A 14,733-nucleotide genomic window follows, 5' to 3' on the forward strand; every position below is an offset into this window, starting at 1 on the left:
GCACGACTGGAATTCTCTTGAAACCCAAAGGGAAACCCCGTATGAAAAAAAGCTATCTAGTTAAGATAGCTTTTTTGAGTGCGGGGAGGAGGTCATTGCTCAAAAGGGTAAAAGTTATTATAATAGAATAGTTAAATATTAAAATTATGCAATGAAAGTTACTAAAAAAAGATCTGCACAGAATGTTTTGTGGTTTAAAGGATTAACTATTAAAGACGTTGGTTTAGTTGGCGGCAAGAATGCTTCCTTGGGTGAGATGTACTCCAAGCTAACTCAACAAGGCGTTCGCATACCCAACGGCTTTGCGATTACTGCCACTGCTTATCGTCAATTCCTAGAGGATAATAATCTATTCAAGACTATTAAAGATACATTGCGGGGTGTTGATATTAAGAATATCAAACAGCTTAGTGGTGCCGGGGCTAAAATTAGAAAATTAATTTTACAAGGAACATTTTCAGATCAGCTTAAAAATGAAATAGCAGCATCATATCAGCAACTAAGTAAATTTTATCAACGAACAAATATTGACGTAGCTGTTCGTTCGTCAGCAACAGCCGAAGATTTGCCCTCAGCTTCTTTTGCTGGTCAGCAAGAATCGTATTTAAATATTGTTGGCATTGAACATCTGCTGTTAGCGGTCAAGCAATGCATGTCTTCTCTTTTTACTGATCGTGCTATTAGCTATCGTCAGGATCGCGGATTTGATCATCAGAAGATCGCTTTATCAGTGACGGTACAGGCCATGGTTAGATCTGATTTAGCTTGTTCTGGCGTGATGTTTTCTATTGACACCGAGAGTGGTTTTGAGAACGCTGTGGTGATTAACGGTAGTTGGGGACTTGGCGAAATGGTAGTTAAGGGGTCAGTAACGCCAGATGAATATTTTGTTTTTAAAACAACGCTGGGTAAAAAAGATAAAAGCGGTAAAGAATATCGTCCAATTATTGGCAAAGAGGTTGGTAGTAAATTAGAAAAGATGATTTACCAGAAAGGTGGTAATCGGGCCACAGAGATTATTAAGACGACAAGCAAAGAAAGAAATAATTATGTGTTGTCCGATGCAGAGATTTTGCAGCTGGCCAAGTGGACGCTGATTATTGAGAAGCATTATGGGCGGCCAATGGATATTGAATGGGCGCGCGACGGGAGAACAAATAAATTATTTATTGTGCAGGCTAGGCCCGAGACGGTTCGTTCCCAACAAGATAAAAATGTTTTAGAGGAGTATACATTGGGTCAGCGCGGTAAGCTTTTGATTTTTGGTTCAGCAGTTGGTTCCAAGATTGGTCAGGGTTCGGTTCAGGTGATTAAAGATGTGGAAAAAATTGAACAATTTCAAGCTGGTAATGTTTTGGTAACCGAGATGACTGATCCTGATTGGGAGCCGATTATGAAGCGAGCGGCAGCGATTGTTACCAATTCGGGTGGCCGCACCTGTCACGCCGCTATTGTCTCGCGGGAATTGGGCATTCCTTGCATTGTGGGCACTGGCAGAGCGACAGAGGTAATCAAGAATCATCAATCCATTACCGTTAGTTGTGCCGAAGGCGAGCAGGGTAATGTTTATCAAGGATTGCTGAAATATCAGGTGAAGAAAATAAATCTTCAGAGTATTGGTAAAACCAAAACTAAGATTATGATGAATGTGGGTGAGCCACGCGCTGCTTTCTTGGATTCTATGATTCCTAATGATGGCGTTGGCTTGGCGCGTGAAGAGTTTATTATTAATAATTTTATTAAGATTCACCCCTTAGCACTGTTAAACCATCGAAAGCTAAAAGATCAGAAAGCCAAAAGAGAAATAGCCAGATTGACCGCTAATTATCAAAACAAGTCTCAATTTTTTGTGGATAAATTAGCTGAAGGCGTTGGCAGAATAGCTGCTGCCTTTTACCCCAAAGATGTTATTGTGCGTTTATCTGATTTCAAATCCAACGAATATGCAAATTTAATCGGTGGTCGAGAATTTGAACCGCAAGAAGGTAATCCGATGATTGGCTGGCGGGGTGCTAGTCGTTACTACGATCACAAATATTTGCCAGCTTTCAAATTAGAGTGTGCGGCTTTGAAGAAAGTCCGCGAGGTAATGGGATTACGAAATGTAAAAATTATGATTCCTTTTTGTCGCACTATTGCGGAGGGTAAGAAAGTACAAGTAGTGATGGCTGAGCATGGTTTAAAAAGAGGTGTTGATGGTTTGCAAGTATACGTCATGTGTGAAATACCGGCCAACGTTATTTTGGCTAAGGAATTTTGCCAAATTTTTGATGGTTTTTCTATTGGTTCTAACGATCTGACACAGCTAGCTTTGGGCGTTGATCGTGACTCGGCCTTAGTTAGTCACGTCTATAACGAACGCAACGAAGCGGTAACAAAGCTGATAGAACAAATTATTAAAGTCGCCCATCAGTATAAGAGGAAAGTTGGTATTTGCGGTCAAGCGCCGTCTGATTTTCCGGAGTTTGCCCAGATGTTGGTAAAATTAGGGATTGATAGCATTTCTTTGATACCGGATACTGTAATCAAGACTACTTTGAAAGTATTAGAGACCGAGAAGAGAAAAAAGAAAAAATAAGTTTAGATAGTCAAAGAGCGCCTGATTTGATCAAGCGCTCTTTTTTTATAGATGGTACCACATTTCAATTTCTTGGAGATCGTTTTCATCGTTCGGATAAAATATGGGTTTATCCATTTTTTTGGCTAATTTAATTTCGTTGACAGCGCCCGGTGAAGTTTTCCAGCCCGGTATCATCAGGATTGCGTCGGTAGCTCTTTTTTGAATTTCCAAATTCAAATCAACATAGAATTGAGGACCAATTATGGAACCCTTAATTTCGTGTTGAGCGGAATTACAATGTGGGCAAAAAAATCCAATACCCTTATTTGCCAAGGCAATGGCAAATTTTTCAGCGATGGCAATATTCTTGGCAATAACCTCTTGGCTGCCATCGCCGGTATAGTGTCCAGAAATCATTACTATTTTCATTGGTAAACCTTTTTGATTGTGAAAAAACTTTTTATATTTTAGCTTTAATTCATTCTTGTGTCAAGAGAACGCCATTACTGCCACGATTGACAAAACAATACCAAAGTACTAAGATAAATTATTAATAACAGTTCATTGATTTTTTAGGAGAAATAATTATGAATAAGATACTGATGGAAATAAAGGATAATATTTTTATTTGTCGACTATTGGGCAAATTCATCGCCACTATCGATCCCCAAACAAACCTTGTTGATAAATTTAATTCACTGGTTGATGACTACTTACGTGAATGTGAGACTAGTAAGCGAACGCCGAATATTATTATTAATTTGGCGGAAACTGAACTGGTCAACGCCACCGGGCTTGGTGCATTCATTTCTTGTCTGCAAACCACCAGAAGGTTGGAGGGAATGTTAATTTTAGTGAATGTTCCAGAAAAAGTTAACAACTTATTAATAATTACTAAGTTGTATTCTATATTTACTACAGCTTTAAGTTGTGATAGTGCGGTAGCTTTGATTAAAGCAAAAGGTACCAGCGGTTACTAACAAAGTAACCGTTTTTTTATTTGGTATTAGTCCAGTCTGTTGTTAGTAACACGTTAAAGGTATAAAATATATATAGTAATTAATGTACCTTAACCAAATTAGCATGGAGGTTTTAAATGAGTAAGATCATCATTAGGAAAAAAGAAAACATTTTATATTGTCAGATTATCGGTAGATTCACGTCGGATAATGGGGATGGACATACTATTTTAGATAAGTTTAGTACAGCGATTAGCGGTTACTTTGACCAATGTAGAAAAGATAAGATTTATCCTAAAGTTATCGTTGATCTAAAAAAAACTGATTTTGTAGGAGCTACGGGTTTAGCTGTTTTAATAAGTTGTTACCGATTGATTGAGTCAGATAATGGTTTAATGGTTTTAGTTAATATCACGAGTAGTGTCAGAAGTATGTTTGAGCTAACTAAAACATATCGTTTATTTTCTATTGTCGATTCCTCACAGCAGGCGCTAGATTTGGTAAATCATTAGCACAAAACGGTTACTAAAAAAGTAACCGTTTTTTTATTGGAATATTTCACAAAAACTGATAAAATACAGACAGCTAAAACATTATGGATAAAATAGAAATTATTGGTTTTGTAGCTGGTGTATTAGTGGCAATTTCATTACTACCACAACTTATAAAATCTTGGAAAACTAAATCGACTAAAGATGTGGCGTTAGCCTGGACCGTGATCAATCTTACTGGTCAGATGTTATGGCTTGTTTACGGTGTTTATATCAATAGTACTCCGTTGGTTGTTATGAGTAGCATTACCATGATCATGAATATTTTTATCGTAACATTAAAATTAAAGTTTGGATAAAAAATTAATCCAGATAAAATATTTTTTATTTCAACCCCCCAGGTACTGACAAAATTCTTTTCAGATCGTAGTTAAATTATTTTCAGCATTAGTCTGAAATTTTTTTGTATCATTAATCATAAATTTGAGAGTATAATTTTTTGATTTGGCGTCGTGAACAATCTCCGCTAAAGTTAAATGAAGAACTTCGGTCAATATTGTTGTAAATAATTATTATAATAATACCATATACTATTCATTATTAAGTATAGGATATTATTTAAATAGAAGAAAAGTTAATTTAATTACTGTTTTCTCTGCTATATTTTTCTTTAAATTCCACCTCGTCTCCAAATTTAGAAAAATCTTTTTGATGACTCGGAGCGATAAATGGTGGTTCATTTTTGTGTTGGATACCGCACCAATAGTGTTCGGTTTCTGAAGCAATTTGCGCCCAATAACGAATAACACCATTGCCATACCCACAATACATACAATAAATTTTTTGTAGTAAGTTGAGATATTGTAACTTTGCTCGATCTACTATTTTAATATAATGCCGTCGTTGAACATAGGGTATATGACAGAAAGGAAAACAAATACGATGATAAATTTCAATCCAAATATCCATAATTATTAAAGGAATGACAACCGTAGAAACAAGGGGAATTATAAACGAGTGTTTCAATAGTTTATAACTATTTTTCAAATAAAGCATAGTATTGTTTAAAAATAAAGTTAATATTGAAGAATATTAAAGCATTATGTATCCGTGCTATTTTAGCAAGGTTTGTTGTGTCAATGATAAATGTTTTTATTGTTTCATTGTTACGCTACGCTTCTTTAACTTATACCAACCAACTATGACTGGCAATAAAAAGGTCAGGACATAGTATAAATAGACATCAAGTTTGTAGTAATCTGTTGATTGGAAGAGTTTGATAATGAAAATATAATCTAAAACTATTGCCATTACTGCCCAGAAAATACCAAGTCCAATGTAGCAACTAAATGATTGTCTCTGAATTTTTTTAAATAATACCCAAAGAGTGGCAATTATTCCTAGCGGTAAAATAAACCAGCCGATTAGCTCTGGTGGTACAAAAGCAAAAAATATTAAACCCAAGACATAGCCAAAAAGCCAGAGAATAAACCCCCAGAAGATAGTATTAAGAAAAATTTTTCTTTTGTTTGTTTCCATGAGATTGTTACTTATTTTATTATCAAGCTATAAATGTTTGAGAATTTGATCACTATACGAGTTTGTAAGTAAATCCGAATCTTTGATTTCGAAAAGTTTGAGATAATAGTTACACTGCTCAAGTAGTTTTTCTTTACCAATATTACCCGTCATGTCAATCGCTTCTATTTCTATAAAAGTCCCTAAGTCTTTAACGTTATCTAGGTGAAATTTCACATTATTAATAAAATATATTTCTCTTTGTTTATCTACTATTGTCAAAACACCCAGCGACTTAATAAGTAGTTCCTTTAGGTTAGAGTTGGGATTAAATTTGTGAAGAATGACATTCGACTGTTTTGGACCTTCCTTATCTTCTCGCTCGTAAAAAATGAGATAGTTTTCAATGTTTCCTTCTCGAAGCTTCAATCGGCCACTACTGACTTTAAAGTAGGTATCAATCTGATGGTCGATGCCCTTAAAATCAGCTTTGTGAGATTTAATAATTTCTCTGATCCTTATTTGATTAAGGCATTTAGCTTTTATTTCTATATTGATGTGTTCCATAGTTTAATTTTTTTAATGCCATTGCGCCGTGATTAAGCCGTATCCGCCAAGGGCGGAGAAGGCTAACGGAGGCAGATGGTCAATCTATTATCATTTAATGTTATTATTGGTGCAAACTATGCATTCTTTAAGTTTTAATTCTTAAAATATTTTAGATTATTTGGTTGGAAATAAAAAAATAAAATAAAAGAGATATTAAAAGGTAATTTTAAGAATATCTTTTAATAATTAAAATAAATTTAGTTAGTTATCTACTGTTAATTTCCGAAATAAATAACTGTTCTACATTGTATAATTCTTTTTTGTACACCGAGAAAAATATTTTTTTAAAATTGGGATAATAGTAGCTTTTATCTAGAGAAGTAATTAACTTTTTAATTTTGTTAAATGTATATTTATTAATTAGAAAACGGACAAACAGAGCAGCGATAGAGTAAGCGTTATAATCTACATTTTCATTCCATTCTTTCGGGGTACTTAATCTTTTACAGAATTCCTCTTCAATAAAAATAGAACCAATCTTGCGTTGGTGCTGATTAGCAACATAAGCCGCTAGACCTTCATTTAACCATTTTGGAACAGTTCTTCCTTTAGCTAATTTATCAATAAACAAATGAACAAATTCATGTTTTAAAATTTGTGTGAATTCATTCTTATTATGACTACTTTCTTTTTCCATAGCCAGAGGACTCAAAATATCAATTTTGCCACCAGTAGAAGAATTAGCAACTAACCAGTCAGCTGTTTTCATATTTAACTGTTTATCGAATTCAGCACGAGTTTCATAAATATGGATAACAATGTTTGAAGTTTCAACTAAAAAAAATTTATATGAAAAATCAAAAGCTTTAATAACTTCCTTTTTTATTTTATTCGAATATTTACCTTTGTAAATAACCTTAATCATATAGTGACATTATAACTAATTATTAAAAAAAAATAAAGGCAAAGAATTATTATTCCTTGCCTGATCGAGATATTGTCATCATTTATTTATTACAATGATTATCACATTGACGACAACTCACACATTGACACTTGCTAGAAGCAACGGCGTTACTTAATGCTTTAAATGCATTAATCGTTGGGGTTCTATTAACAACTATTGATGGGTTAACAAAATATTTTTTAATCAATTCACACCTCCTTTCTACCCTTAATTAATAAATAAAATAATTTTATTTTTTACCAATTGCATTATTGCTGGTTTAATTAAATCTTCTGGTAAATTATGCTCTTTAATTAAACTAGTTATTGTAAAAAATGGTTTTTTGCGAAGTTGGGTTATAAAATCATAACCATCATCAGTACAAAATTCTAAATTGCTATAAACATAGACAACCCAACCAAAATTTTCTTTTCTAAATCTAACATGCTCATTAATTTTTAATAAGATATCATTATTAAGACATAAATTAAGACAACCCGGTAATTTTTTGATTCTATCAAGATCCATAATTGGTTCGGTCATATACATATCTTTTCCATTATAATGACCGGTTATTAATTTTGCAGACATTCGACAACCACCTTCGCATACAATATTAGCATTACACTCCGCACATTCCCTTGGTAATATATTAGGACTTGACCAATATTCCATCTTTTTCCATATTTTAGATAAATCTTCTAACAAAATATTACCAAACTCCTTATCTGCATGAATGCAGGGACGAACATTTCCCCTGGAAGAAATTGCGCAAGAAGAGACAGCGGCTGAGCAAATTCTATTTCCGATAAAATCAATAAATTCATCATCTTCGTTCTCTTTGAATATGCATCGAGCAATCGGCTCCAGCGTGTCAATGTTGAAACCAAAATCTTTCCTGGTTCTTAATAAATCACGTAGAGAGGTTTTGCACTCCTGATTAGTTAAGAGATATTGATAATGTGATTTATTGGAAGGAACCATTGGTGTGACACAAAACGTTTTCACACCAAGATCGTGGACTATTTTACCAACGAGGTAAATTTCGTTTTGATTTAATTTTGAGACAACCATGTTTACCGCAACATTAATTCCAGTTTTAACCAAATTATTAATACCATTACATGTAAGTTTAAAACCATTTGGTAAATTTGATATTGAATTATGTGTCAATTCAACACCCATTAGAGAAATTAATGCATGATCAAGACCATTATTAAATATTTTGTTAGCCACTTCATTGTTAATAAGAACAGCGTTGCTGTTTAAGCCAACCTCCATATCGAATTTTTTTGCTTGTTTTAAAAGTGAAAAAAATATCTTTGGTCGTAACAACGGTTCTCCTCCTGTTAATGTTATCATACTAACTCCGCAATCATTGAGTTTTTTAAGAATAGTTAAGAAATCATTACTACATAGCTCATCCTTTTTTATAGTCTTTGAATTGTATCGCCAAAAATTATAACAATGTCGACACTTCTGATTGCAAGCTTCAGTAAGTTCAATCTGGACATCTAGCGGAAATAAAAGTCTTTCCATGGTTTCACCTTTTATATTATTATTCAGTTTTTAAAGTTCAATAACTACTAAAATATTATAATAAGTATGATTAAATGTCAATAAAATTAAGTAACGCACTGCAGTATTTTTCTGATATAATTAGATTCTATTTCAGTTTTCGATTTTGATTTTAAATTTTGGCGGAGAGGGTCGCCTACACTAAAGTTACGGCGCACCCACCAAGTCTTATATTAATCAAAATGTTTTATAGTAAAGGCTCTGCCCGAACCCGATTTTAAATATTTTTCAAACTTTTTAGCTTTCATCTGATTTGCTGTGGCAAAATAATAATTCAACTGCCAATTTCTTCCCTGAGTACTAATCGTCATATTATTATTGTGTTGCTTATTCTACGAGCAAGATTATTTGTGTAACCAACATAATAATGATTAGAATCTATTTGTTTTAATACATAAACATAATACATAAGTTTATTATTAATATTAATAGACCCCGTGTTTTTAATGCCATTGCGCCGAGGCTAATTCTTACGATTTCACAAAAAGTGAAAATTGGCGGAGAGGGGGAGATTCGAACTCCCGGTGTCTTGCGACACACCTGCTCTCCAAGCAGGCGCACTAGACCACTATGCGACCTCTCCACGTCATAATTTATCTCACAGCTGCGTGTATCGAGTCTAGCACGATCCACTCCGCCGTTCAATAAATTATTCCTTTAAAATCTTCACTTTTCTACTCCGCCTTTGGCGGAGCAGACCAAGTGAAATTTTTTTGTTAATCTATCACACCGAGCAAGTAGAATAATCAAGTGTGCTTAGATTTACCCCGGATCACTTCACTCAGCTCGCATCCATTACTCCTTTCACTCGTATACTTTTTCGCCTGACCGGCGAACCAAGTATACTCGTGTTTTAAAAAATCTATTTCTTTTTTTAAACAGCGTTCCACTAAGTAAAAATTTGGTTAAAATAAATAACTACACCGTTTAAGCAATATTAATGATACTTTTAATTTCACTAAATCACTAAATAAAGTATATAATAAGCAACAGGAGTATAGAATAAATATGAAGATAAATCAAGATCAAATAAGTAGTAAAAAAGTAGCATGGCAAGAGCTGTTTCGTAGTTATCAAAAATTGCAGAAAAAGCACGGTGCTCGTAATTTGTGCCCAATTCCTGGATGTGGTGATATTTGGCGACCACGAGTAATGTTCGTATTTATGAATCCCACCGCCCGCAATGTTTCAGCTAGTCCGTTGTGGTCGGGCGTACGCGCCCCTTGGCTGGGTACTAAAAATATTTGGCAGCTTTTTCAGGCGATTGGTTTATTATCATTGGAATTGTTTCAAGAAACACAAAGATTGAAAAATAATGAATGGACGCCACAGTTCGCTCAGCAACTTTATCAACATTTAACCAGACAAAAAGTTTATATTACAAACTTATCCAAAATTACTCAGCCCGATGCTCGTTCCCTACCAAACTCTTTTTTTAAACAGAATTTATCATTATTAATGACAGAAATTGATTTAATTCAGCCTCAGAAGATTGTCACTTTTGGTGGTCAAGTAAGTTCCATTACTTTACGGCGGCCAATTAAAATAGCTGATGAACATGCTCAGCAACACCAGATAATTATTAAAGATAAGAAATATAATTTGTATCCAGCCTACTATCCAGTTGGTCAGGGACGGCGTAATCTACCATTGGCGATTAAGGATTTAGTTAAAATAATTAATATTAAAATCACGCAAAGGTTGCAATAAAACAGTTATTAAAATTTTACACAGTATGCAATATTTAATATAAATTATGAATTTTTTTGTATATTTACTAATTAAGTAAAATTATCTAAAATAATTATGGTAAATAAAAGAGTTTCGGCTATTATAATGGCATCAGAAAAAATTTTATTGTTGCATAGGATAAAACCCGATAAAGACTACTTTGTTTTACCTGGTGGTAGCGTCGAAGAAAATGAAGACAATATCAGTGCATTAATTAGGGAGATTAAAGAAGAGACGAGTTTAGAAATTGAAATAGATAAATTGCTATGCCAAGTTAATAATGAATTCGACAAAAGGACCCAATTCATATACTTGATCTCAAAATACTCCGGTAATTTGAAATTAGGAAGCCCGGAAAAAGAAAGACAATCAGAAGATAATAAGTACATTCTAGAGTGGCTCGATATTAAAAATTTAAAAACAGTAAACTTTTTTCCTAGCGAAATAAAAAAGAATATAATTGAAACACTATTAGATAACATCACTTAACACCTACATATAGCGATTAAGGATTTACAAAGAATAATTAATAATTAAATTTAAAATATGTTACCTAAGCCATTTAAAAACGCCATTATTTATCAAGATCGTCAGCTCTATGCTTGTTTGGCTAATTACCCAATTGCTTATGGACACACCGTAGTTGTTTGGAAAAAGCCGGTGGCTGATTTACATCTTTTAAACAAGAAAGATTATTTACATTTAATGATGATAGTTGATAAAATACGATCGGCCATGATAAAAACTTTAAAGGTTAAAAAAGTCTACTTGGTCTACATGGATGAAGTAAATCAAGTACATTGGCACCTAGTGCCGCGCTATCAACAAAAAGGATATGATGTTTTTCAATCGCCGACAGGGAAGTTAAAAGATTTCCAACTGGACGATCTGATAAGAAAAAATTTAATTGTTTAAGTTGAATATTAGCACTATTTTCTGGCATTGCTTTATCAGGAGAATAATGTAATATAAGGATAGTAAATAGCGTATTAATAAGTATGGAGCAATCAGACAAACAGTTAATTAGTGCCTATTTAGCAGGTGATGACAAGTCACTTGCTTTGTTAGTGAACAGATACATTCGTTTGGTTTATGGCTATGCCTATGGTTATTTACATAACGTTAGCGACGCTGAAGATGTTGCCCAGGAAGTTTTTGTTAAAGTTTGGTTGAATTTAAAAAAATTTGATCAAAGTAAAAATTTTAAAACTTGGTTATATAAAATTAGTAAAAATACGATCATTGATTATTTACGTAAGAAAAAAGATCTTCCCTTTTCTGCATTTACGACAGCAGAGGGCGATAATTATTTATTAGATAATATAGCTACGGACACTATTTCTCCTGCCGATTATGCCGAGAACCAATTATTATGGCAGCGATTAGCAGTGGCTAGTAAGAGTTTGTCTGCGGAGCAGCAGTCTGTTATTAACTTAAAAATCGAGACGGATTTAAATTGGTCGGCACTTGGGCAAATACTGGGCCAATCGGTTAATACCGTTAAAAGTAGATATTTGCGAGCAATTATTAATTTACGTAATATATTGAGTTAATGCACCAATTTGTTGGTACTCACCGTATTATTATATAGGTGAGTTTTTTTATTATTTATCATTATGACTAAAGATTATCAATATTTCTTACAAGCTGCGAATTTGGCTACGCCCAACCCAGAATTAGCAGTGAACATTATTAATAGTATTAATCGTCGCCAAGAACAACGGCGTATTCGATTTTGGTTACCGGTCAATATTGTCATGGTAATTGCGGCGTTGGTGATTTTAATATTGGATAGTAGCCAGTTGGTTAGTGGTTTTCAGCATAGCGGATTTTTTCAATATTTAAGTTTATTATTGACGGATTATGATTATTTAATTAATTATTCGCAAGACATTCTTTATTCGGTGTTAGAAACCTTACCAGTTATTTCTTTAGTTTTGTTCGCCGGATGATTATTAATGTTAGTGTTCGCCAGTCAAAAGATAGCTCAATATTTAAATATAATTAATTTATTAAAAATCAATCATTATGAATTGGGAAAAAATATCTAAATCTAAATTTTTTACCGTTAGTATTTACGTTTTAGTTTTAGTAGTTGTGATGCTTATTGTTTTTGAGGCTGGTTTCTGGATCGGTGCCCGCAAATCAGGTTTTACTAAACAGTGGAGTGAAAACTATCATCGTAATTTTGGTAGTCAGAGAAATGATCGCTGGGGATCAGAGAGAGGAGATTTTATGATGGTAGCTGGCGGGAGAATGATGGATCCTGATTTTATTAACGCCGGTGGTGCGATGGGACAAATTATTAAAATTCAAGATCAAAGTATTATTATTCGTGATCGTCAGGAAATTGAGAAAGTCGTTTTAGTTAATGATCAGACAACGATTAAATTATTTCGTGATACTTTAGATCTGAATAATTTAAAAGTAGATGATCAAGTAGTGGTCATTGGTGAGTCAAATAATCAAGGTCAGATTACAGCTCGGCTAATTCGTATCATGCCAGCTGTTGTTATTCAGCAAAACACAGAAACACCGCAGGGTAATTAACCGATCAATAATTAATATTCAAAACAATGGGGAAAAAGATTTTCAATTACTATTGGCAGCACAAAATACTTAGCATTTTTTAATGTTGATCATAGTTGGCATTGGTTATTATTTATATCAAAATTATAATCAGCCAGTAGCTGTTACTACTTATACACTAGATACTGTAAAAAGAGGATCAATTATTAAATCAATTTCTGGCAGTGGACAAATATCATCATCCAATCAAGTTAGTTTGCAACCAAAAGTATCAGCTCAGGTAACTCGTGTATATGTTCAGGACAATCAGCAAGTAAAGGAAGGTCAGGTTTTGGTACAGTTGGATGCCAGCGACGCTAGTCGCGCTGTTCGTGATGCCAAGTCCAATCTAGTAACGGCCCAATTAGCTCTGGAGAAGTTAAAGCAATCAGCGGATAATTTAACCTTATTGCAAGCACAAAATGCCATAATTACCGCTCAAGAAAATAAAAAAAAGACAGAGTCTGATCTGGAAAAGTCCTATGAAGAAGGTTTTAATCAGGTAGCGAGCGTTTTTTTGGATTTGCCTACTTTATTAAACAATGTTGATCATTTATTGCACGATAATTCGATAGTCAATTCACAACAAAACATTGATTGGTATGCCAATCAGACATCTTATGATGTAGCCAATGAACGAACCCGCGCTCTACAGTACAAAGAGGATGTTAAGATTCTTTATCAACAGTCGCTGGACAAATATAACAGTAATTTTAGCAATTATAAAGCTACCTCGCGCGACAGCAGCCAGTCAGCGTTAGAATTATTAATTTTACAAACCTATGACACAGTAAAAACCGTTGCTGACTTATTAAAACAGACTAGTAGCTATATTGGCTACGTTCGTGATGCTGCGCAGCAACGAAATATCAGTTTACCAAATATAGTAGCTACTCAGTTATCCAGTTTAAACGGCTATATTAATACTACCAATGGTCATGTTAGTAATTTATTGAATAGCAAAAATACTATTATCAGCTATCAAGATCAAATAGTAAGTAACGAGCGTAGTATTCAAGAAAAAATAGAATCTTTAAAAAAAATTCAATTACCCGCTGATGCGTTAGATGTACGTTCAGCAGAACTAACCATTCAACAACGTCAAAATACCCTCAGCGACACTCAGGCAAAACTTGGCGATTATTCTGTTCGCGCTCCCTTTGCCGGGGCAATTGTCGCCCTAACTGTTACTAAGGGGGATCAGGTCTCTAGTGGTACTTCTTTGGGGACTTTGATAACTGATCAAAAAGTAGTAGAAATTTCATTAAACGAAGTTGATGCTACACAAATTAAGATTGGCAACATGGCTACTTTAACTTTTGATGCTATTAGCGATCTATCATTAACCGGTAAGGTATCAAATGTGGATGCATTAGGTACGGTTAGTCAGGGAGTTGTTACTTACAATGCGAAGATAGTTTTAGATACTCAAGACTCCAGAATCAAACCAGGGATGAGTGCCACAGCTGCCATCATTATTGCAAGTAAAAGTGATGTTTTATTGGTTGCTAGTTCTGCTATTAAAACTAATAATAGTGATAGTTATCTAGAAGTCCCTGATGAGGACACGAACTCTTTGGCTAGTACCAATGGTGGTGTTATTTTAACTAAAGCACCACGGCAGCAGATAGTGGAAATTGGTTTGACGAATGATTCACAATCAGAAATATTAAGTGGTGCTAAGGAAGGCGATCAGATTATTGTCAGAATGGTTAGTTCTGGTACCAGTACCAGTGCACCAACGAATCAAAATATTTTTCAGGCAACAACGTCCAGTGGTAATCGCGCAAGTTCGGGAGGCGTAAGAATACCAGGAGGAGACTTTCATTAAAT

17 protein-coding genes, 1 tRNA gene and 1 pseudogene are annotated in these 14,733 nt (G+C 34.0%); 11 read left to right on the plus strand and 8 right to left on the minus strand.

The features are described 5' to 3' along the window. Window positions 1-151 precede the first annotated feature (151 nt). Entirely contained in the window at window positions 152-2,578 is a 2,427-nt protein-coding gene (locus tag COX77_01445) for a phosphoenolpyruvate synthase (GenBank protein PIZ99433.1), read from the plus strand. Window positions 2,579-2,623: 45 nt separating this feature from the next. Here COX77_01445 and COX77_01450 read toward each other — a convergent pair whose 3' ends face one another. Next, window positions 2,624-2,989, minus strand: coding sequence for a hypothetical protein (locus COX77_01450; GenBank protein PIZ99434.1), 366 nt, complete (start codon window positions 2,987-2,989; stop codon window positions 2,624-2,626). A gap of 158 nt (window positions 2,990-3,147) precedes the next feature. On the opposite strand from COX77_01450, the gene COX77_01455 reads away from it, so the two are divergent. From COX77_01455 to COX77_01465, 3 genes are all read left to right on the plus strand, one after another. Then, on the plus strand, window positions 3,148-3,540 hold the full coding sequence (locus COX77_01455; GenBank protein ID PIZ99435.1) for a hypothetical protein: 393 nt from the start codon (window positions 3,148-3,150) through the stop codon (window positions 3,538-3,540). 116 nt (window positions 3,541-3,656) lie between these two features. Further along, complete coding sequence (locus COX77_01460; GenBank protein PIZ99436.1) at window positions 3,657-4,031, plus strand: hypothetical protein; 375 nt, start codon at window positions 3,657-3,659, stop codon at window positions 4,029-4,031. A gap of 83 nt (window positions 4,032-4,114) precedes the next feature. Then, window positions 4,115-4,369, plus strand: coding sequence for a hypothetical protein (locus COX77_01465; GenBank protein ID PIZ99437.1), 255 nt, complete (start codon window positions 4,115-4,117; stop codon window positions 4,367-4,369). A 280-nt stretch (window positions 4,370-4,649) separates the two neighbouring features. Here the strand turns inward: COX77_01465 and COX77_01470 are convergent, their stop codons facing one another. From COX77_01470 to COX77_01500, 7 genes and pseudogenes are all read right to left on the minus strand, one after another. Then, window positions 4,650-4,979, minus strand: a complete 330-nt coding sequence (locus COX77_01470) for a hypothetical protein (protein PIZ99438.1) — start codon at window positions 4,977-4,979, stop codon at window positions 4,650-4,652. A gap of 183 nt (window positions 4,980-5,162) precedes the next feature. Then, the gene (locus tag COX77_01475) at window positions 5,163-5,549 is read right to left on the minus strand and encodes a hypothetical protein (protein ID PIZ99439.1); all 387 of its coding nucleotides are present in this window, start codon (window positions 5,547-5,549) and stop codon (window positions 5,163-5,165) included. A 27-nt stretch (window positions 5,550-5,576) separates the two neighbouring features. Beyond that, a complete protein-coding gene (locus COX77_01480; GenBank protein ID PIZ99440.1) occupies window positions 5,577-6,095 on the minus strand; it encodes an adenylate cyclase in 519 nt (172 codons plus the stop codon). 247 nt (window positions 6,096-6,342) lie between these two features. Then, a complete protein-coding gene (locus COX77_01485; GenBank protein PIZ99441.1) occupies window positions 6,343-7,002 on the minus strand; it encodes a hypothetical protein in 660 nt (219 codons plus the stop codon). A gap of 249 nt (window positions 7,003-7,251) precedes the next feature. After that, window positions 7,252-8,562, minus strand: coding sequence for a hypothetical protein (locus COX77_01490; GenBank protein PIZ99442.1), 1,311 nt, complete (start codon window positions 8,560-8,562; stop codon window positions 7,252-7,254). 212 nt (window positions 8,563-8,774) lie between these two features. Further along, window positions 8,775-9,010, minus strand: a pseudogene (locus COX77_01495) (excinuclease ABC subunit C). A gap of 86 nt (window positions 9,011-9,096) precedes the next feature. Beyond that, window positions 9,097-9,184: transfer RNA gene (locus COX77_01500), tRNA-Ser, on the minus strand. Between the two features lie 425 nt (window positions 9,185-9,609). Between COX77_01500 and COX77_01505 the strand changes: the two genes are divergently transcribed. From COX77_01505 to COX77_01535, 7 genes are all read left to right on the plus strand, one after another. Continuing rightward, window positions 9,610-10,311, plus strand: coding sequence for a hypothetical protein (locus COX77_01505; GenBank protein PIZ99443.1), 702 nt, complete (start codon window positions 9,610-9,612; stop codon window positions 10,309-10,311). Window positions 10,312-10,407: 96 nt separating this feature from the next. Next, on the plus strand, window positions 10,408-10,821 hold the full coding sequence (locus tag COX77_01510; GenBank protein ID PIZ99444.1) for a hypothetical protein: 414 nt from the start codon (window positions 10,408-10,410) through the stop codon (window positions 10,819-10,821). Window positions 10,822-10,878: 57 nt separating this feature from the next. Then, the gene (locus COX77_01515) at window positions 10,879-11,247 is read left to right on the plus strand and encodes a hypothetical protein (protein ID PIZ99445.1); all 369 of its coding nucleotides are present in this window, start codon (window positions 10,879-10,881) and stop codon (window positions 11,245-11,247) included. An 83-nt stretch (window positions 11,248-11,330) separates the two neighbouring features. Beyond that, the gene (locus tag COX77_01520; GenBank protein PIZ99446.1) at window positions 11,331-11,885 is read left to right on the plus strand and encodes a hypothetical protein; all 555 of its coding nucleotides are present in this window, start codon (window positions 11,331-11,333) and stop codon (window positions 11,883-11,885) included. A gap of 63 nt (window positions 11,886-11,948) precedes the next feature. Continuing rightward, complete coding sequence (locus COX77_01525) at window positions 11,949-12,284, plus strand: hypothetical protein (GenBank protein PIZ99447.1); 336 nt, start codon at window positions 11,949-11,951, stop codon at window positions 12,282-12,284. A 76-nt stretch (window positions 12,285-12,360) separates the two neighbouring features. After that, window positions 12,361-12,882, plus strand: a complete 522-nt coding sequence (locus tag COX77_01530; GenBank protein ID PIZ99448.1) for a hypothetical protein — start codon at window positions 12,361-12,363, stop codon at window positions 12,880-12,882. Between the two features lie 82 nt (window positions 12,883-12,964). Further along, on the plus strand, window positions 12,965-14,731 hold the full coding sequence (locus COX77_01535; GenBank protein ID PIZ99449.1) for a hypothetical protein: 1,767 nt from the start codon (window positions 12,965-12,967) through the stop codon (window positions 14,729-14,731). Window positions 14,732-14,733: the final 2 nt, after the last annotated feature.

Source organism: Candidatus Komeilibacteria bacterium CG_4_10_14_0_2_um_filter_37_10 (genome assembly GCA_002793075.1).
Lineage (GTDB): Bacteria > Patescibacteriota > Patescibacteriia > UBA1558 > UBA1558 > UM-FILTER-37-10.